The sequence below is a fragment of the Chitinivorax sp. PXF-14 genome (assembly GCF_040812015.1).
In the GTDB taxonomy this organism is placed as follows: Bacteria; Pseudomonadota; Gammaproteobacteria; order Burkholderiales; family SCOH01; genus JBFNXJ01.
Window position 1 is genome coordinate 70,865 of the sequence record NZ_JBFNXJ010000013.1, and the last position, 17,558, is coordinate 88,422.

Here is a 17,558-nt window from a genome sequence, read left to right on the forward strand (position 1 = left end):
TGATAATTATTATACTTGGATGTTCATGATTTCCTGGTACGCGCTGACCAGTTTATTCCGAACCTGAACCATGGTTTCAAAAGAAAGGCTGGCTTTCTGCAGCGACACCATCACGTCTTGCAGGTTGGTGTCGGGATTGCCGAGCTCGAACTGTTGTTGCAGCTCGCGGGACTGCATCTGGGCCTGGTTGACCTGATCCAGGCTCGAGCGCAACAGTGCCGCGAAATCCGGCTGCTGAGCAGCGCCCACCTCAACGGCAGGCACAGTCGCACCGGACGCCTTGGCGGTCATGACTCTCAAGTCACCCAGCATTTGATCGATACCGTTGACGCCCATATCCCTTCCTCTTTCGGCGATTATAGCCAAAACCTATGGAAAATACTCAATCAAGGTATACAAAATGGCGAGGGTGCAAGCGCCCGGCATGTGATGATGAAGCGTTTATCGCCTGCCCGATTGCGTGCACACCGTCACGATCAAACGTCTTCGCCCTCTTCGCGGAACTGCTGCAGCTTGTAGCGTAAGGTCCGCTCGCTGATGCCGAGCCGCTCGGCTGCCAGTTTCCGCACGCCATTGACTGCCGCCAGGGTTTCCAGAATATGGCGTTTCTCCAGCGTGCGGATATCGGCATCGTCTTCAGGCGGGGGCGCCGTCTCGACCGGCACCGATGCCATCGGCACGGGCGATGTCGCCGGCAGGTAGAGGTGCTCGGGTTCGATCAAATGCCCCGGTGCCAGGATAAGGGCGCGTTGAACGACGTTTTCCAGCTCCCTTACGTTACCCGTCCAGCCATATGCCGCAAGGCGCTGCTCTGCGGCCGACGAGAACTGCATCGAGGCCCGCCCGTCCCGCGATGCATAGCGCCGCAGCAGGTGGCGCGCCAAGGGCACGATGTCACTGGGGCGCTCGCGCAAGGCAGGTATCGCCAACGGAAAAACATTCAGCCGGTAGTAAAGGTCCTCGCGAAAACGGCCGGCAGCCACCTCGGCATGCATGTCACGGTTGGTGGTTGCCACCACGCGGATGTTCAGCGGAATGGTCTTGCTGCCCCCGACCCGCTCCAGTTGCCGCTCCTGCAGCACGCGCAGCAGCTTGGCCTGGAGGGGAAGCGGCATTTCGGACACCTCGTCGAGCAGCAAGGTGCCGCCCTCGGCCTGCTCGAATTTACCCGCATGCGCTTGTGCCGCGCCAGTGAATGCCCCTTTTTCATGCCCGAACAGGGTCGATTCCAGCAGTTGCTCGGGAATCGCGGCGCAATTGATCGCGACAAAAGGCCCTGCCGACCGTGTGGAATGGCGATGCAGATAGCGTGCATAGACCTCCTTGCCCACCCCGCTCTCGCCAGACAGCAGTACGGTGGCCTCGCTTGCCGCGACTCGCCTCGCCAATGCCAGCAGCTCGATGGTGCGCGGATCGGCCGCAATCAGGTCCGACTCGTCGAGTTCGCGAGCGGGCAGCATGTGGCGCGCCACCTCAGCCAACAGCGCAGCCGGCTCGAACGGCTTCAGCAAATAGTGGGCAGCCCCATCACGCATGGCCTGTATGGCCCGCTGCAAATCGCCATAGGCGGTCATCAGCAGAAACGGCACATAGGGATAGCGGCGTTTCACCTCGGCGAGCAGCGTATAGCCATCCATGGGTTGCATCTGCACATCCGACACGATCAGGCCGACCCGTTCCCGATCAAGCAGTGACAAGGCTGCCGCTCCGTCGGCGGCAACTCGCACGGAGTAACCGGTCAGCTCCAGGGTATCCTGCAAGGCCTCCCGCAGGGCGGGATCATCCTCAACAACCAATACGGGTAAAGGCTTCATTTTCGATGACATCAAGAATCAAGTGCTCGGCCCCGGGCCGAGATTCAGGAAAGCCTGCACGCGGCCGGCAAGCTGCTTGAGCGGCAACACCTCGTGCACAGCGCCCAACGCGATGGCCTCCTTGGGCATGCCGAACACCACGCAACTGGCCTCATCCTGGGCAAAGGTGTGGGCGCCAGCCTGGCGCATTTCGAGCAGGCCCTGCGCGCCATCCCGCCCCATGCCGGTCAGGATCACGCCAACCGCCTGCCTGCCCGCCTCGTTGGCCGCGGAGCGAAACAGGACATCGACCGATGGACAATGGCGATTGACTGGCGGCGCCTGACTCAACGTGCAAACGTACCGCCCCGCCTCCTGCCGCAACATCAGGTGGGAGTGGCCCGGTGCGATGTAAGCATGGCCCTTGCGCACCACCTCCCCCTGCTCGGCCTCCTTGACGTGGATGTCGCACAGGCCGTTCAGGCGCGCGGCAAATGACTTGGTGAACATTTCCGGCATGTGCTGCGTGATCAAAATCGGCGGTGAGGCGGGCAACATGGGCAGCAGGAACTCCTTGATTGCCTCGGTTCCTCCTGTCGACGCGCCGACGACGATAACCCGCTCCCCTCTGCCGCTGGCGCGTAGCTGCAATGGCAGGACGATATCGGCCGTGTGCAGCGGCTTGAAGTCCGTTGCAACGGAAATTGGCTTGTCAGATTTGGTAACCACTGTGGCGTCCCGGTCAGGCAGGGTCAGACGGTGGTCTGCAGTGGATGAAACGGCGGCAACGGATCAGCCACCCTGGCCCGGCATGAAATACACAACCACCTCGCTGCCATTCCCAAGGTATTGCACCGACGCGGCCAGCGACTTGACCAGCATGACCCCCCGCCCGTGAACGGTGATCGCATGCCGCTGGGCATTTTCAAGTGCGGCAACATCGAAACCAGCCCCGCTGTCCTTGACGCGAACCCGCAGGCTGGGGCGTCCCTGTATCGCCAGTTGGGAAAGCTCGATTTCGATCTCCCCACGCAACAGGGTATCGAGGCGTTCGGCCCGCAAACGCAGGTAGTCGTCCATGCCGTCTACGTCCTGCTTGAGCTTGGATTCGACATTGAGCAGGCCGTGATCGAGCGCGTTGTTGAACAGCTCCGACAGGATAAGAAAAACCTCCGACTGCGAACTCTTGAGAAAATCGATCTGCTTGATGAACTCCATCAGCAAAGGCACCACACTGCAACGGCGCAGTTCATTCGGGCCGAGTCTCACGGAATAACGCCACCCCATGCTGGCAGCGGAATCCAGCTCGAATGGCACCTTTGCATGGCCGTTCGGCACGCTGGTTGGGTCCTCGAGTGCGCAATGCACGAGCGCCAGCGAGACATCGTCGTGAAATGCCTGCCCCCCCATGAATGTCCGGAGCTCACGCTCGATCCGCTCGAAGGCGGGTATCCCGGGGGTCGCGGCAAAGGCATCCAGGATCGGGGCAGCACCAAATACCTGGCGGTCTTCCCTACGGGCCTCAATCAGGCCGTCAGAACACATGAACAGCCAGTTGTCGGTATCGAACGAGGCATGAGACGTCCGGGCATCGAATTCCGATGACGACAGGATGCCCAGTGGCAGATGGTGGCTTTTCCAGCGCTGGCTGACATTGCCCTTTGCATCAAACAGGACGATATCCGGCATTCCGCCGTTCCAGACCTCGATCATGCCATTGCTAGGATCGATCGCCGCAAGCGCCACAGCGACAAAACGGCCGACAGGAAGTACCTGCCTGACCTTGGCATTCATCTCGACCAGCAGTTCCGGGATGGAAAACCCCTTTTCCGTCATCGTGTAAAACGGCTGTGTCAGCGGCAACACATTCAGCGCGGCGGTCAGGCCATGGCCGATGCCATCCGCCAGCATGATGTGCAACCGGTAGCCAGGGGTCCGGGCGGCGGCAATCAGGTCGCCGGACAGGCTCTCCGCCGCGGCGATGGAGTATGTCAACGCCGGATCAGCGAGGCGGTCCGCATTGACCATCTGCTCCATCAGATGGCGGGCAACTCTCTTCTCATCCTCGGCCCGCTCGTAGTAGTCAGCCAGCTTGGCCGACTGCTCGCGCACCTTGTGGTGGAGATCGATGGAGCGCTGGATTGCCTTGATCTTGGCTTCGAGAATACGAAAATTGATGGGCTTGAGCAGGTAGTCGTCGGCCCCCTGCTCGATCGCATCGGCCAGCTGGCTTTCCTCGCCAATCGCAGTGATGAATACGATCGGCACCCAGTGGTCGCCCGCCTCCGCCTTGATGCGCCTCGCGGCCTCTGGGCCATCCAGCACCGGCATCATCATGTCCATCAGGATGAGGTCGGGCTTCTCCGCGATATAAGCATCGATTGCCTGTTGGCCATCGCGTGCGAGCAACGTCTGATGCCCCAAGGTCGCGATGAACTTCTGCATCAGCAGAAGCATGATCTCGGCATCATCGACGATCAGGATTTTCATCAAGAAACGAAAAGGCGGGGGAAACGGTTAGCGGATGGTAAAGATCTTGCCGAAGCAAGCAATTTCCAGCACCTGGCGCACGGTATCCTTGCAGTTGACCAGTGCCAGACTCTTGTTGGCAGTATTCACTTTTTCTTTTACCAACAGCAGCATGCCCAATGCTGACGAATCGAGATAGGTGACCTTCTGGAAGTCGATCTGGATTTCGCTGACGTTCGGATTACCGATCACCGTCTCGCAAGCCTGGCGGAATTCGCGGTGCGAATTGAAATCGAACTGCCCGGCAAGCACGACTCTGGCAATCTTGCCTTCAATTTCGACAATGGGACTCATCATTTCACCTTGGATTTTTTCAAGCACTGTACCTGGACGCCATGCTCAACCACGCGCCAAGCCGGGTCTTGCTTACCGCTAACAATAGATGCCTAGCCAATAACAGGCAACTCGACGATGAAGCGGCTGCCTTCATCAATACATGATTCTACTCGAATACTCCCGCCATGGGCGTCGATTACATGCTTGACGATGGCCAGCCCAAGCCCCGTGCCATCCGAACGGGTGGTAAAAAATGGCTCGAACAGTCGCGACATCTTGTCTGCGGGAATGCCAGCGCCATCATCCACCACCGCAATCGTCGCCACATCGCTCTGCACGCCAACCTCCAGGTGCACCGTACATCCGTCGCCGCAGGCACGCATGGCGTTGTCGAGCAGGTTCAGAATCGCACCGACAAGCGATTTCCGGTCGCATTGCAGCAAGCGTTGCCCCGCCTGCACGTGGCACGCAAAGTCGATTCCGGCGGCAGCGGCCTGCGGCTCGATTGTCGATGCCAATTCGGCCGCCAGTGCCTCCAGCGTAACCTGATCATCCAGCGAGGCCTGGCCCCCTTTGACGAAACGCAGCATGTCTTGAATCAGGCGCTCCAGATGCCTGAGTCGATCGAGCGACCGAGTGCCAAAGCGAACCCGGTCCTCCTCGCTCAGCGAAGCACGGGTGAGATTGGCGCAATACAGCATCGCGGTGGCTAACGGCGTGCGCAACTGGTGCGCCAGACCGGCCGCCATCTCGCCCATGGCCACCAGCCGCTGCTGATGGTCAAGTTGCCGCTGCATACGATATGACTCGGTGATGTCGTGCAGCAACACGATCGCCCCGCCGGAAGCAGCCAGCGTGCTTTCGCTCATGCTCAGGATGCGCTCACCTCCTGACACATCGACCGGCTTCAACGCCCATTCGCCCGGGGTTGGCAATTTTTCCAGCATCGCGAGAATGGCCTGATCCCAGTTGCGCCCCATCACCGATTCGCCGAGCAAACGCCGTGCTGCGGCGTTGATCGCGATCACCTCACGCCCGTCATTCAATTCCACCACGCAGGCAGGCAGCGCCTGCAGCAGCGAAGTCAGGCGCGAAGACAGTTCGGCTTTTTCGGCATACTGCCGCCTCAGCTCGCCATTGGCGAACGCCAGCTCCTCGGTCAGTTTTTGGGCCTGCTGCTGCAGCTCGAGATAGGACTGGGAGAGCTGACGCGAGGCCTCGGTGAACATCGAGAACGCCTGCTCAAGCTCGGCATGCCCATGTGTCATAGGGGAGGAAGTGATGGCCATGGTTTACCAGTCATAGAAAATCGGAACAGGCCGCAATCTCTGGAAAATCGCATGTACCAGGACTCATGTCCAACGATTGCTGCCTGCTGTGGCAAGGTGCCGCATCAAATCCAGTGGATGACAATATTGCAATCAACCGCTATACACCAATGGACCATTGGCGCAGGACACATACCTAGTGGAATACCCGTCCACAGCCACGACAGGCCTAGAATTCGAATGCAAGATAAAGTACATTAACGTTTTCTAATGGAATGTGCGGCAGTACGCTTGGACATAGGCTAGTATTATTCTGTTAGCAGGAGCATTTGCAAGTCCAGCAAGGCTCCCGACCATTGCAACCATGCGCGAAGACATCCTGGAGCAACAATCGTGTCAGATCTGCTGAAGAGCATTGATGCCCGCACCAAACTAGCCGGCACCAACAAACTGGAAATTCTGCTGTTTACGCTTGGCCTCGACCAGCGCACCAATCGGCGGGAAAACTTCGGCATCAACGTATTCAAGGTGCGAGAAGTCATGCGCACCCCGGAAATCACGAGAGCACCGGACATGCCCCCGGCTGTCGAGGGGATGGTCAGCCTGCGCGGCCATCTGGTACCCGTTGTCGACCTTGCCAAGTATTCGGGCGTGAAGACAGACGTGAAGCCGGAAATCATGATCGTGACCGAATACAACGGGCACACGCAGGGCTTTCTGGTCGAAGGGGTCGACACCATTTTGCGCCTGGACTGGGCTTCGATGCGGGTCCCACCAGAAATGATCATGAAGGAAATGGGCGGCTTGGTCACGGCAGTCACCGAGGTCAACGACAAGCTCGTCATGATGATGGACGTCGAGAAAGTGCTCGCCGAAACCTCCCCTCGCTTCGAAGACGAAATACAGTTCAATGCACTGAAACCGGCAGGGGTGCGCGGCAAGACGATCTTCTTCGCTGACGACTCGCTGATCGCACGCAAGCAGATCAGCCGCACGCTCGATGCAATGGGCATCAATCACCACCATGCCATCAATGGTCGCCGTGCGTGGGAAGAGCTCCAGAAACTGGCCACCCAGGCAGAAGCGCACGGAGAGCCGCTGTCCAGTAGGCTGGACCTGATACTGACCGACATTGAAATGCCGGAAATGGACGGCTATATGTTGACTAAAATGGTGAAGACCGACGCGCGTTTTAGCGGCATTCCAATCTTGATGCACTCATCGCTGTCGGGCTCATCGAACCAGAAACTCGGCCAATCGGTTGGCGTGGATGGGTACGTGACGAAATTCGAGCCGCAGAAGCTGTCCGAAGCGATTTCGAAGATGTTGATCAAGGAATAACAATACCGTTGAAAAGAGCCTGCCAGGAACCTGTCGATGACCATGACCACTAATGAATCCTTGATGGAAAACGTAGACGCGAGAACTAAGCTCGCGGGCTCGAACAAGATGGAGATTTTGCTATTCTCCCTCGGCACCAAGGAAATCTTCGGCATCAACGTCTTTAAAGTCCGCGAAGTATCGCAGACCCCCAAAATAACCAAGACCCCCAACATGCCCGTCGGCGTAGAGGGCGTCATCTCCCTGCGCGGCAACATCATTCCGGTCATCTCGCTGGCCAAATTCATCGGCACCCGGGATGCCAGTGGCAATTCGGCCGACACCATGATCGTTACCGAATTCAGCAAGCATACCCAGGCCTTCCTGGTGCACGACGTCGATCGCATCATCCGCGTCGATTGGGACCGTGTCCGCGCGCCGGAAGCCATGCTGGCAGGGAACCAGGGCCTGATTACCGCGCTGACCGAACTGCCTGACGGCAAGCTGGTTTCGATACTGGACGTTGAACAGATTCTGGCCAGCGTCATTGGGGAGAAGGCGATTCCGGATATCCCGGCGGTGCATGTCGAGGGCGAGAGCTTCATGTTCTTCGTCGACGACTCGATGATTGCCCGCAAGGAGATCGTGTCCGTTCTCGACAAGCTGGGTGCCAAGTACTTCCAGGCAAACAATGGCAAGGAGGCCTGGGACAAGCTGCAGGGGATTGCCAATCGTGCCATGCAGGATGGGCAAGCGCTGAAAGACTCTCTGAAGCTGATCCTGGTCGATGCGGAAATGCCGGAGATGGATGGCTATGTGCTCACCAAGCACATCAAATCTGACCCAAGATTCAGAGGGATACCTGTCGTAATGCACTCCTCCCTGTCCTCCGCAGCAAACCGCGCAATGGGTAGCAGTGTTGGCGTCGATGCGTATGTGGCAAAATTTGATCCGTTCGTCCTGGCGGAGACGATCAGCCCCCTGTTGCAAGGCTGAATGCTTCGCGGGAAACCAAATCACAATTACCCCAGCACCTGACAAGGATGTTGGTCAGCAAGTTAAGCGGAGATGACGATGCCAGATAAGAATATGCGATTCTTGGTTGTAGATGACTTTTCGACCATGCGAAGAATCGTTCGAAACCTGCTCAAGGAACTTGGCTTCGGCAATGTGGATGAAGCTGAAGATGGGCAGGTTGCGCTACACAAGCTCAAGAATTCCCAGTTTGATTTTGTCGTATCAGACTGGAACATGCCGAACATGAGCGGCATTGAATTACTGAAGGCAGTCAGGGCCGATGCGGGGCTGAAGGACCTGCCCTTTCTGATGATTACCGCCGAGGCCAAGAAGGAAAACATTATCGAGGCCGCCAGCGCCGGCGCCAGCGGTTACATCGTCAAGCCCTTTACTGCCGCTACGCTTGACGAAAAGCTGAATAAAATCTTCGAGAAGCTCGGAAAGTAGGAGACAACAGTGAGCGCAATGGAAACAGGAGACTCCGACGAACTGCAAGCGCTGTTCGACAGCATCGTCGCATCAAGCAGTACGCCGTCAACCCCAGCCCCTGCCGCTGCTCCGGCCGTGCCCGAAGCCACCGCGGGTGAAGCAACAATCGCTCAGGAAGAAGCGCAAGAAGCTGCGGCCGTGGAGCAGGATGAGCTCAACGAGCCAGCATCGACAATGTTCTCCAAGATTGGTCAACTGACCCGCAAACTGCACACTACGCTGCGCGAGTTGGGCTTTGACAAATCGCTCGAAGAAGCGGCTTCAGCCATTCCCGATGCACGGGACCGACTCAATTACATTGCCACCCTGACGGAACAAGCGGCGGAGCGCGCGCTGAATGCCGTCGATGCAGCAATGCCGCTGCAGGACAAAATTCAGGATCGCTCTGGAGACCTTGCCCAGCAATGGCAGAAGCTGTTCGACAAGCAGCTCTCCGTCGACGAATTCAAAATCCTCGTCGCGGACACCCGTAAATTCCTTGACGACACGCAGCAACAGAGCAAGGAAACGAGTACGCAACTGCTGGAAATCATGATGGCGCAGGATTTTCAGGATTTGACCGGACAGGTGATCAAGAAGGTCGTCGCGATGGCGAAGGATATGGAAAATCATCTCCTCTCCTTCTTGGTGGAGTTTTCACCGCAAAACCGTCGGGCCGAGACCAGCAGCCTGATGAACGGCCCCGTTATCAGTGGTGACGGCCGAGCCGACGTGGTAACCAGCCAGGAACAAGTCGACGACTTGCTGGAAAGCTTGGGCTTCTGAGCCTTGGCGAGCCATCCCTCAATCGAACAAGGATTGCGACTATGAGCGATTTCGCGGGCATGGAAGACCTGCTTCAGGACTTCCTTACCGAAGCATCCGAACTGTTGTCGGAAGTCGACAACAAGCTTGTGGATCTCGAAAAGCGCCCCGATGACAAGGGTTTGCTCAATGACATCTTTCGTGGCTTCCATACTATCAAAGGGGGCGCAGGGTTTCTGAACGTGGACGCACTGGTCAACCTGTGCCATCGGACCGAAAACCTTTTTGACAAACTCCGTAACAGCGAGCTGCAGCTGAACCCCGAGATCATGGATGCCATCATGGCAGCCACCGGTGTGGTCAGGGACATGTTTGGATCGATGTCACAGGGGCGCCCCCCTGCCCCAGCGGAAGCCGGCTTGCTTGCAGTCCTTGATTCGGCGATCAATGGTGAATTGAATACGGCAGCGAAAGCGGCGCCGGCACCTGTGCCAGCCCCCGCGCCGGTAGTCAGCGCCCCGCCAGCGGCCGCCCCCAGCAGTCCAGCTGCCACACCGGCCAGTACATCAGCAACTCACCAGCCCGGCGCTGCCGAGCCCGATTGGACTACGCTCTACCATGCTTTGCTTGGCGGGCAACCTGCCACCGCGAACCAGGCACCTGCAACTCAGCCAGCACCAATGCCGGCGGCGGCGGCAGCACCTCAGCCCGCACTGGCAGCGGCGCCCGTACAGCCAAGCAGTGTCGACACGCCTGCTGCTACATCCGCAGTAGTGGCGGCAGAGCCGGCCTCTGCCACATCGTTGCGCTCGACACCGACAGCTACCAAATCAGCTGCTCCGCAACAGCTGGCTACTCAGGAAACAACCATCCGTATCGATACGGTACGTCTTGATCAGGTACTCAACCTGTCTGGCGAGATCGGCCTCACCAAGAACCGCCTGACGACGCTCCGTGGCGACATACTGGCAGGAAAGACGGACACCAACACATTGCGGGCGCTCGATGAGGCCGTGAGTCAGCTCGATCTGCTGGTCAGCGACCTGCAAAATGCCGTTATGAAGACCCGCATGCAGCCCATCGGCCGGCTGTTCCAGAAATACCCGCGCATGGCACGCGACTTGGCGCGGCAGCTAGGCAAGGATGTCGAACTGGTTATCAGCGGAGAAGAAACCGAGCTCGACAAGACCATGCTGGAGGATCTTAACGATCCGCTGGTGCATCTTGTCCGCAACGCCATCGACCATGGGGTCGAAACCACCGATGAACGGCAACTAACAGGCAAAGGCTCGAAGGCCCTGGTTCAGTTGAGTGCCACGCAGGTTGGCGATCACATCCTGATCGAGATCGCCGACGATGGGCGTGGCATGCGACCGGATGTCATTCGCCGGAAAGCAGTAGAGAAAGGCCTGATCGACCTCGAGACCGCCAACAGCCTGGATGAAAAGCAAAGCCTGCAATTGATCTTCCTGCCGGGCTTCTCGACCAAGGATCAAATCTCCAGCGTGTCCGGTCGTGGCGTTGGCATGGATGTCGTCAAAACCAATATCCAGAAGCTCAACGGCCGCATCGACATCACCTCGGTTGTGGGCGAAGGCTCTCGGTTCAGCATTTCCCTGCCGCTGACCCTGGCCATTCTGCCGGTTCTGGTTGTCAAGGTATGCGATCAACCATTTGCCGTCCCCTTGGCGATGGTGCGCGAGATCATTCCAATGCGCTCGGACCAGATTCAGGAGGTATCGGGCAAGGCGACCATTGTGGTTCGAGACGAGATATTGTCCGTCCGCTCCCTCGCCAGCCTGATCGATTGGCAAGAAGATCGTAACCCCTCGTTTGGTGTGTTGATGCAGACTGCGGAACATTCTTTCGTGATGGCCATCGACAGCTTTGTCGGCCGAGACGATGTAGTCATCAAGCCATTGCAGAACATCAGGCCGGCGGGTATCGCAGGTGCCACATTGTCTGGCGACGGCTCGGTGGTACTCGTGCTCGATATGGAAGATTTGCTGAATCGCGAGCTGAATGAAACACAGTCGGTACTGTCTCAAGCACTGGCTTGACGGCATGTGCCACGGCGGGCCCGACAGCCGAGCAAAGCTTACGGCCGTACGGCTCGCACCCGCGGCGCAATGCGGCTTATACTTAATCACCACGACACACACTAGTTACGGAAGCATATGCCAGATCACGCGTTTATAGGCCGTCAACCGGTACTCAATCGTCAGCAACAGATCATCGGCTACGAACTGCTGTTCCGCCTCGATCAACATGCTATCAGCGCCGAGTTTTCGAGCGACTTGCAGGCAGGCACCAACGTCTTGGTCAACACCCTGAGCAATATGGGGACTGACTGGCTGGTAGGTAACAAGCTGGCGTTCATCAACGTCGCCCACGCCATGCTGGAAAGCAATTTCCTCGAATTGCTGCATCCACAGCGTGTGGTGCTGGAAATCGTCGAGTCGGTGCAAGCCACGCCGGAACTGCTCGAACGTGCTCGCGAGCTTCGCGGTCAAGGCTTCGGTATCGCGCTAGATGATTTTGAATTCAATCCACAAAGCGCGCCATTCCTGGAAATTGCCAATTACGTCAAGCTGGACATCCAGCAGCACGGCCTGGACAACATCGCCCGGCTGTCCAAGGAAATCCGCCGCTACCCGGTCATGCAGGTCGCCGAGAAGGTCGAGACCAAGGATGAATTCAAGCGCTGCTGGGATCTAGGGTTCGACTGCTTCCAGGGTTACTACTTCGCTCACCCGGAAACACTGACGGCAAAGGTCATCAACCCGGCGTATGCAAACATCCTTAACCTGCTCAATATGTTGCGCAACAATGCTGAGATCAAGGAAATTGAAAATGCCTTGAAGAAGGACGTCGCACTTTCCTTCAAGCTGCTGCGTTACATCAATTCTGCGGGCTTTGGCCTCTCCTGCGAGATTCACTCGTTCCGGCACGCGGTGACCATTCTGGGTTACCAGAAGCTTTATCGTTGGTTGACGCTACTGTTGGTAACGGCTGGCGCCGAAAATTCCACACCACCGGCCTTGATGAAGACCGCCGTCACACGTGGCCGTTTGGTGGAACTCTTCGGCCAGCACTTCCTGGAAGGGGCGGATCGGGACAACCTCTTCGTCGTTGGCGTCTTCTCCCTGCTCGACGTCATGCTCGAAATGCCTATGGATAGGATTCTTGAGAACCTGCTCCTGCCTGAGCCCGTTTGCGATGCTCTGCTCCACCGTACCGGCATTTACGGGCCCTTCCTTGAATTGGCGGAAGCCTGCGAGGATCCGGAAATGAGCAACGTGAAGCCGCTGGCGGAAAGGCTGCAGATCACGCCAGATATGCTCAACCGGGATCACATTTCTGCGCTGGCCTGGGTAGAAGAATTAGGCGTCTAGCCGTAGCTTTTTCTTCCAAAAAAGAGCCGAGTCAGACGACTCGGCTTTTTACCTTTAGCGACAAGCTGGCGATATCGCCCTTCCCCATCATCGACATCAGGAAAAGACGGACATGAACAAGGCGTTTGTCAAAGAGTCCGATCAGGATGAAGACGACATCCCCCCAGAACTCCAGCTCCCCAAAGGCAGCAAGAACTACATTACGCCAGCAGGGCATGCCCGTTTGAAAAGCGAGCTGACTCATCTCGTCAAGGAGGAACGGCCGGAGGTCGTCAGCATTGTCTCCTGGGCCGCCTCGAACGGCGATCGCTCGGAAAATGGCGACTATATTTACGGTAAGCGCAGGCTGCGCGAAATCGACAGGCGCATCCGCTTTCTCACCAAACGGCTAGAGATTGCCGAAGTGGTCGATCCGACACGTCAAACACAAGATCAGGTGTTCTTCGGTGCAACGGTGACCTACTGCGATCAAGAGGGTGAAGAACGCACCGTCACGATCGTCGGCATGGATGAAATCGATATGGCAAAAGGCCATATCAGCTGGATTTCACCCGTTGCACGCGCCCTATTGAAAGCACGGGAAGGCGATCTAGTGTCGCTGAGAACGCCGGCAGGCATACAGGAACTCGAAATTCTCGAAATACGCTACCAGCAACTCGATAACTGATTGGGGAATGGCGAGCACCGCACACTTTGCTATGCTGAATCATGGTGTTAGCAGTTGTTGTCAGCGGAAAGGAGCTTGTCATGCGTTACCTCGTCATAGTGGCACCATTGCTTGCGGCCATCAGCGCGGGTTGCAGCAGCGTGCCGATGCAATCATCCACCTCAGCCGAGCGCTATCAGGCAATCGACTATGAAAAGATTCAGCTGGTTGAGGACTATGCAAAACGTCGAGCCATCGACGTACATTGGGTAAATTACCCGACGCGTACCTATATCAGTAGCGCCTCCGCAAAAAATAGCGCCAACTGACTTTATCCAGGTAGCCGACAATAAAAAAGCGCTTCCCGAAGGAAGCGCTTTTCTGTTCGATATCCAGTGTAAGCTGGCTATTAGAACAGGTGGATGATGCCCAGCGAGGTAGTGCGATTATCCCCGTTGTTGTAAGTGGTGTTGCCCAAGTTGTCTACAGCTGCAGTACGGAACAGACCACTGTTATCCTTGTTGTCGGCAGTTGCGTGCTCGAGGTATACCCAAGTGCGCTTGGAGAAGTTGTACTCAACCGCGCCGATGTAGTAGTCAGCACCCTTATCGGCCGGCAGCAGGGTACAACCAGTGTCCGGGCAACCCTTGGCGTTGCCGGCATGCACGTAACCCAGCTTGACGTTTACGTTGCCGAACGGCTGCGTTGCGTTAACCAGGAACTGGTCACGCTTTTCCTTGTTGCCGCTGTCCTTAACCTCTACATGACGGTAAGCACCGGCCAGAGCGGTACCGAACGGCAGGGTGTAGCCTGCGCCGATAAGAACCGCGTTGCTCTTGTGCGGAACGGCAGTCGCAGTCGTGGTGTCGGAAACCGCAGTGGCGTCACGAGTGTCCTTCTGATACTCATAGCCACCTTGCACAAACAGTGGGCCATTTTCGTAACGCAGCGATGCATCGATGAGCTGCGGCTTCACGCCATTGCCGGAAGGATTGGTGCCCTTGCCTTCCATATCGCCGTACTCGATCGCACCAGACAAACCAGCAATTTCTGGCATCGTGTAGCGAATCACGTTGTTGGCGCGGTAGTAAACACCATCAACCAAGCCTGTGTTGATCAGCGTGGAATTGGCATTGAACGGATCAAAGGCTTCTTGCGCCAAGTCAAATACAGTCTTGCCACGGCCCAGTTGAACGCCACCGAAGTTGCCCTTCAGACCAACCCAGCCTTCACGGCTAGCGAAGGTGCCACCGCCTTGATCCAACGATACGCCGCTTTCCATCTGGAAGAAGGCCTTCATGCCACCACCCAGTTGTTCTTCGCCCTTGAAGCCGATACGCGAGCCGGTGTCTTCGAGGCCCTGCTTAGCTACACCACCAACTCCATTTACGGCATCTACATCCCAATAGCTGGCAGCAACCTGAGCGATACCGTACAGCGTGACAGTGTTGGTGTCAGCCTGAGCTGCGATCGGAGCAGCAAACGCGCCAGCTACCAGAGCGGCAACGAGTTTCTTGTTCATGCGAGAACTCCCTAGTCGAGTTGAGTTGAAGCAGCGTGACGAAAATTGTGTAGGACTGCATTTCTTGACGTGCAGTCGCCATGCTTGCTGACGCTATAATTTCTCCGAGCGTGAAGGCGGGTCAATCCGCGCTCAAAGCTTTTCACGATTTGCCCGACCGTTTGTTGTACATTTGCAACACTACTATGCCGACCAGGCCACGATATTCATGCGCGACCACTTTTTGCCCGAACCCAGTTACCAGCACGGCCAGCCAAACAAGACGGGGATTCTGCTGATCAACCTCGGTACGCCCGATGCCCCCACCAAGGCGGCATTGAAGCCCTATCTGAGGGAGTTTCTTTCCGACCCACGTATCGTCGAGCTGCCAGGTTGGCTATGGCAGCCAATATTGCGCGGCGTGATCCTGCAGACGCGCCCAGCCAAATCGGCGGCCAAGTATGCCCAAATCTGGACGCGTGACGGCTCACCGCTGAAGCTGCATACCGAGCGGCTGGCCAAGCAGTTGAAAGGGACATTGGGAGAGCGCGGCCAACGCCAGATAGAGGTGGGCTACGGCATGCGTTACGGCAATCCATCGATCGAATCGGCGCTGATGGAACTCAAGCACAAAGGCTGCGAGCGCATCCTGCTGCTACCACTCTACCCTCAATATGCTGCGAGCAGCACCGCATCAGCGCTGGATGCGGCTTACGGCGCGCTGCAACGCATTCGCCATCAGCCGGAAATTCGCGTCATCAAGCACTTCCACGATGCGCCGCCCTATATCAATGCGCTGGCGGCTTCCATTCGCGAATACTGGGCACAGCATGGCCGGCCAAGCAAGCTGCTGCTCAGTTTTCACGGCACGCCGAAGTTTGCGCTCGACCGTGGCGACCCCTACCACTGCGAATGCCTGAAGACAGCCCGGCTGCTGGCCGAGGCACTGCAACTGAGCAAGGATCAATACGACATCTGTTTTCAATCCCGGTTCGGTAAGGCGGAATGGTTGCAGCCCTATCTCTCGGCGACGCTCGACAAGCTCGGGAAAGCTGCGACAAGGCGCGTCGATGTGGTCTGCCCAGGCTTTGTGGCGGATTGCCTGGAAACGCTGGAAGAAGTCGCCATGGAAGGCAAGGCAACCTTCCTTGCCGCCGGCGGCAAGGAATTCCATTACATCCCCTGTCTGAATACCGGGGCGGCATGGGTCGATGCACTCGCGGACCTGGTAACGGATCATCTGCAGGGATGGCTGCCCTCCGCGCATGATGATGCATCACGGGCCAACTCCCGCCAGCGGGCGCTTGAGCTTGGCGCGCACCAGTGATCCCCTCTTGGCAAGGTATTGAATCGCTAAACTATTTCGTGGTACTGCCGATATTGATTAAAGGTCGTCGACACCCGCATTGACGGCCGGTCAGGACCATCTTTGGCCCCCTTACCCACCGGGAGTGCCGCCATGAAAATAGCCGATTCCAGCGTCGCCTTTGCTGCGCAACACCAACTCGTGCGCCAGCACACCCGAGATTCCTCGGTAAGGATGTGGCTCGGCGACCGTCCGACCACGGCACGCGCGCCGCAGGCGGAGCGGGTCTCTCTCTCGATGCCCGCCAGCAGCACCTCGGCCGCGCCCTCCAATACTAATGTGGTCCGTGGCGACGAGCTCAGCGATGACGAACTGCGCACCACCGACCCGCGCCTGTTGCTGCTAAAGCTCGCGGTCGAGGCGTTGACGGGCAAGCACATCAAGCTGATCCGCTTGCCGGGTGCAGGCGGGTCGGCGCCGACAAACACACCAGCATCCAATGCCGCAGCCGCACCGGCACAACCCGGCTGGGGGGCAGAAGTCACCTATCAGGAAACCTTTCACGAGTCGGAATCCATGTCGCTCAGCAGCAGCGGTGTCGTCCACACGGAGGATGGTCAGCAGATCGAATTCCAGCTCTCGCTGGACGTCGCGCGCGAGTTCTCGCAGACATCGGGAGGCACGCTTCAGCTAGGCAATGCGGCCGCCCGGAAGGACCCGCTGGTCATCAACCTCGATGTCCCGGCTGCCAGTCTGCTGGATCAGAAGCAGCAGTTCGACATTGATGGCGACGGCAAGCAGGACTCCATTGCCATGCTTGCCCCGGGCAGCGCGTATCTCGCGCTCGACCGCAACCATGATGGCAAGATCAACAACGGGTTCGAGCTGTTTGGCGCACAAAGCGGCAACGGCTTTGCTGATCTCGCCGCCCATGATCAGGACGGTAACCACTGGATAGACAGCAATGACGCCATCTTCCAGCAACTGAAGCTCTGGCTGCATGCGGCCGATGGCACAGACCAGCTGCTGGACCTGAAAACGGCGGGTATCGGCGCCATTTTTCTTGGCCAGGTGCAATCTCCCTTCACACTGACCGATCAAAACAATCAAGCAAAGGGAGACGTCCGCGCCAGCGGTATCTATCTGACGGAACAAGGGAAGGCCGGCACAGTGCAACAGATTGATTTGGCCGTATAGACGCAGTCGGCTATAACAAGCGGATAGCAGCGTTGACACTGTCAATAGCGCTACGCATAATCATTTCGCCTTTTTTT

16 protein-coding genes and 1 pseudogene are annotated in these 17,558 nt (G+C 57.6%); 10 read left to right on the forward strand and 7 right to left on the reverse strand.

The window, feature by feature from the left end; translation table 11 throughout:
• Positions 1–9 precede the first annotated feature (9 nt).
• From fliE to ABWL39_RS15490, 6 genes and pseudogenes are all read right to left on the reverse strand, one after another.
• Positions 10–336 (reverse strand): flagellar hook-basal body complex protein FliE, encoded by a 327-nt coding sequence (gene fliE / locus ABWL39_RS15465; RefSeq protein WP_367793143.1) that lies wholly within the window; start codon positions 334–336, stop codon positions 10–12.
• A 140-nt stretch (positions 337–476) separates the two neighbouring features.
• Complete coding sequence (locus ABWL39_RS15470) at positions 477–1,814, reverse strand: sigma-54-dependent transcriptional regulator (RefSeq protein WP_367793147.1); 1,338 nt, start codon at positions 1,812–1,814, stop codon at positions 477–479.
• An 18-nt stretch (positions 1,815–1,832) separates the two neighbouring features.
• A pseudogene (locus tag ABWL39_RS15475) lies at positions 1,833–2,468 on the reverse strand (chemotaxis protein CheB); the annotation flags it as partial.
• 117 nt (positions 2,469–2,585) lie between these two features.
• On the reverse strand, positions 2,586–4,283 hold the full coding sequence (locus tag ABWL39_RS15480) for a SpoIIE family protein phosphatase (RefSeq protein WP_367793150.1): 1,698 nt from the start codon (positions 4,281–4,283) through the stop codon (positions 2,586–2,588).
• A gap of 27 nt (positions 4,284–4,310) precedes the next feature.
• Positions 4,311–4,619 (reverse strand): STAS domain-containing protein, encoded by a 309-nt coding sequence (locus ABWL39_RS15485; RefSeq protein WP_367793154.1) that lies wholly within the window; start codon positions 4,617–4,619, stop codon positions 4,311–4,313.
• 89 nt (positions 4,620–4,708) lie between these two features.
• Positions 4,709–5,887, reverse strand: a complete 1,179-nt coding sequence (locus tag ABWL39_RS15490) for a PAS domain-containing sensor histidine kinase (RefSeq protein ID WP_367793157.1) — start codon at positions 5,885–5,887, stop codon at positions 4,709–4,711.
• 372 nt (positions 5,888–6,259) lie between these two features.
• On the opposite strand from ABWL39_RS15490, the gene ABWL39_RS15495 reads away from it, so the two are divergent.
• The 8 genes from ABWL39_RS15495 (at position 6,260) to ABWL39_RS15530 (ending at position 13,806) form a co-directional block, all read left to right on the forward strand.
• On the forward strand, positions 6,260–7,207 hold the full coding sequence (locus ABWL39_RS15495; protein ID WP_367793160.1) for a chemotaxis protein: 948 nt from the start codon (positions 6,260–6,262) through the stop codon (positions 7,205–7,207).
• Between the two features lie 36 nt (positions 7,208–7,243).
• Entirely contained in the window at positions 7,244–8,182 is a 939-nt protein-coding gene (locus tag ABWL39_RS15500; protein WP_367793163.1) for a chemotaxis protein, read from the forward strand.
• A 78-nt stretch (positions 8,183–8,260) separates the two neighbouring features.
• Positions 8,261–8,650: a chemotaxis response regulator CheY gene (gene cheY, locus ABWL39_RS15505; RefSeq protein ID WP_367793167.1), complete on the forward strand. Its 390-nt coding sequence runs from the start codon at positions 8,261–8,263 to the stop codon at positions 8,648–8,650.
• Between the two features lie 18 nt (positions 8,651–8,668).
• Entirely contained in the window at positions 8,669–9,457 is a 789-nt protein-coding gene (gene cheZ, locus ABWL39_RS15510) for a protein phosphatase CheZ (protein WP_367793400.1), read from the forward strand.
• Between the two features lie 41 nt (positions 9,458–9,498).
• Positions 9,499–11,496 (forward strand): chemotaxis protein CheA, encoded by a 1,998-nt coding sequence (locus ABWL39_RS15515; protein ID WP_367793170.1) that lies wholly within the window; start codon positions 9,499–9,501, stop codon positions 11,494–11,496.
• Between the two features lie 117 nt (positions 11,497–11,613).
• Entirely contained in the window at positions 11,614–12,831 is a 1,218-nt protein-coding gene (locus ABWL39_RS15520) for an EAL and HDOD domain-containing protein (protein WP_367793173.1), read from the forward strand.
• Between the two features lie 112 nt (positions 12,832–12,943).
• Positions 12,944–13,498 (forward strand): transcription elongation factor GreB, encoded by a 555-nt coding sequence (greB, locus tag ABWL39_RS15525; protein ID WP_367793176.1) that lies wholly within the window; start codon positions 12,944–12,946, stop codon positions 13,496–13,498.
• 80 nt (positions 13,499–13,578) lie between these two features.
• Positions 13,579–13,806 (forward strand): hypothetical protein, encoded by a 228-nt coding sequence (locus ABWL39_RS15530; protein ID WP_367793179.1) that lies wholly within the window; start codon positions 13,579–13,581, stop codon positions 13,804–13,806.
• 80 nt (positions 13,807–13,886) lie between these two features.
• Here the strand turns inward: ABWL39_RS15530 and ABWL39_RS15535 are convergent, their stop codons facing one another.
• The gene (locus tag ABWL39_RS15535) at positions 13,887–14,999 is read right to left on the reverse strand and encodes a porin (RefSeq protein WP_367793181.1); all 1,113 of its coding nucleotides are present in this window, start codon (positions 14,997–14,999) and stop codon (positions 13,887–13,889) included.
• Between the two features lie 208 nt (positions 15,000–15,207).
• Here ABWL39_RS15535 and hemH point away from each other — a divergent pair, with 208 nt between their 5' ends.
• Positions 15,208–16,305, forward strand: a complete 1,098-nt coding sequence (gene hemH / locus ABWL39_RS15540; RefSeq protein ID WP_367793184.1) for a ferrochelatase — start codon at positions 15,208–15,210, stop codon at positions 16,303–16,305.
• A gap of 132 nt (positions 16,306–16,437) precedes the next feature.
• Positions 16,438–17,481 carry a VCBS repeat-containing protein gene (locus tag ABWL39_RS15545; protein WP_367793187.1) on the forward strand — a complete coding sequence of 348 codons (1,044 nt, stop codon included), beginning with the start codon at positions 16,438–16,440 and terminating at the stop codon, positions 17,479–17,481.
• Positions 17,482–17,558 lie beyond the last annotated feature (77 nt).

Bases quoted from the DNA above. Each gene is read 5' to 3' on its own strand.
- fliE (WP_367793143.1), bottom strand. From the start codon at position 336: ATGGGCGTCAACGGTATCGATCAAATGCTGGGTGACTTGAGAGTCATG.
- ABWL39_RS15470 (WP_367793147.1), bottom strand. From the start codon at position 1,814: ATGAAGCCTTTACCCGTATTGGTTGTTGAGGATGATCCCGCCCTGCGG.
- ABWL39_RS15480 (WP_367793150.1), bottom strand. From the start codon at position 4,283: ATGAAAATCCTGATCGTCGATGATGCCGAGATCATGCTTCTGCTGATG.
- ABWL39_RS15485 (WP_367793154.1), bottom strand. From the start codon at position 4,619: ATGATGAGTCCCATTGTCGAAATTGAAGGCAAGATTGCCAGAGTCGTG.
- ABWL39_RS15490 (WP_367793157.1), bottom strand. From the start codon at position 5,887: ATGGCCATCACTTCCTCCCCTATGACACATGGGCATGCCGAGCTTGAG.
- ABWL39_RS15500 (WP_367793163.1), top strand. From the start codon at position 7,244: ATGACCATGACCACTAATGAATCCTTGATGGAAAACGTAGACGCGAGA.
- cheY (WP_367793167.1), top strand. From the start codon at position 8,261: ATGCCAGATAAGAATATGCGATTCTTGGTTGTAGATGACTTTTCGACC.
- cheZ (WP_367793400.1), top strand. From the start codon at position 8,669: ATGGAAACAGGAGACTCCGACGAACTGCAAGCGCTGTTCGACAGCATC.
- ABWL39_RS15515 (WP_367793170.1), top strand. From the start codon at position 9,499: ATGAGCGATTTCGCGGGCATGGAAGACCTGCTTCAGGACTTCCTTACC.
- ABWL39_RS15520 (WP_367793173.1), top strand. From the start codon at position 11,614: ATGCCAGATCACGCGTTTATAGGCCGTCAACCGGTACTCAATCGTCAG.
- greB (WP_367793176.1), top strand. From the start codon at position 12,944: ATGAACAAGGCGTTTGTCAAAGAGTCCGATCAGGATGAAGACGACATC.
- ABWL39_RS15530 (WP_367793179.1), top strand. From the start codon at position 13,579: ATGCGTTACCTCGTCATAGTGGCACCATTGCTTGCGGCCATCAGCGCG.
- ABWL39_RS15535 (WP_367793181.1), bottom strand. From the start codon at position 14,999: ATGAACAAGAAACTCGTTGCCGCTCTGGTAGCTGGCGCGTTTGCTGCT.
- hemH (WP_367793184.1), top strand. From the start codon at position 15,208: ATGCGCGACCACTTTTTGCCCGAACCCAGTTACCAGCACGGCCAGCCA.
- ABWL39_RS15545 (WP_367793187.1), top strand. From the start codon at position 16,438: ATGAAAATAGCCGATTCCAGCGTCGCCTTTGCTGCGCAACACCAACTC.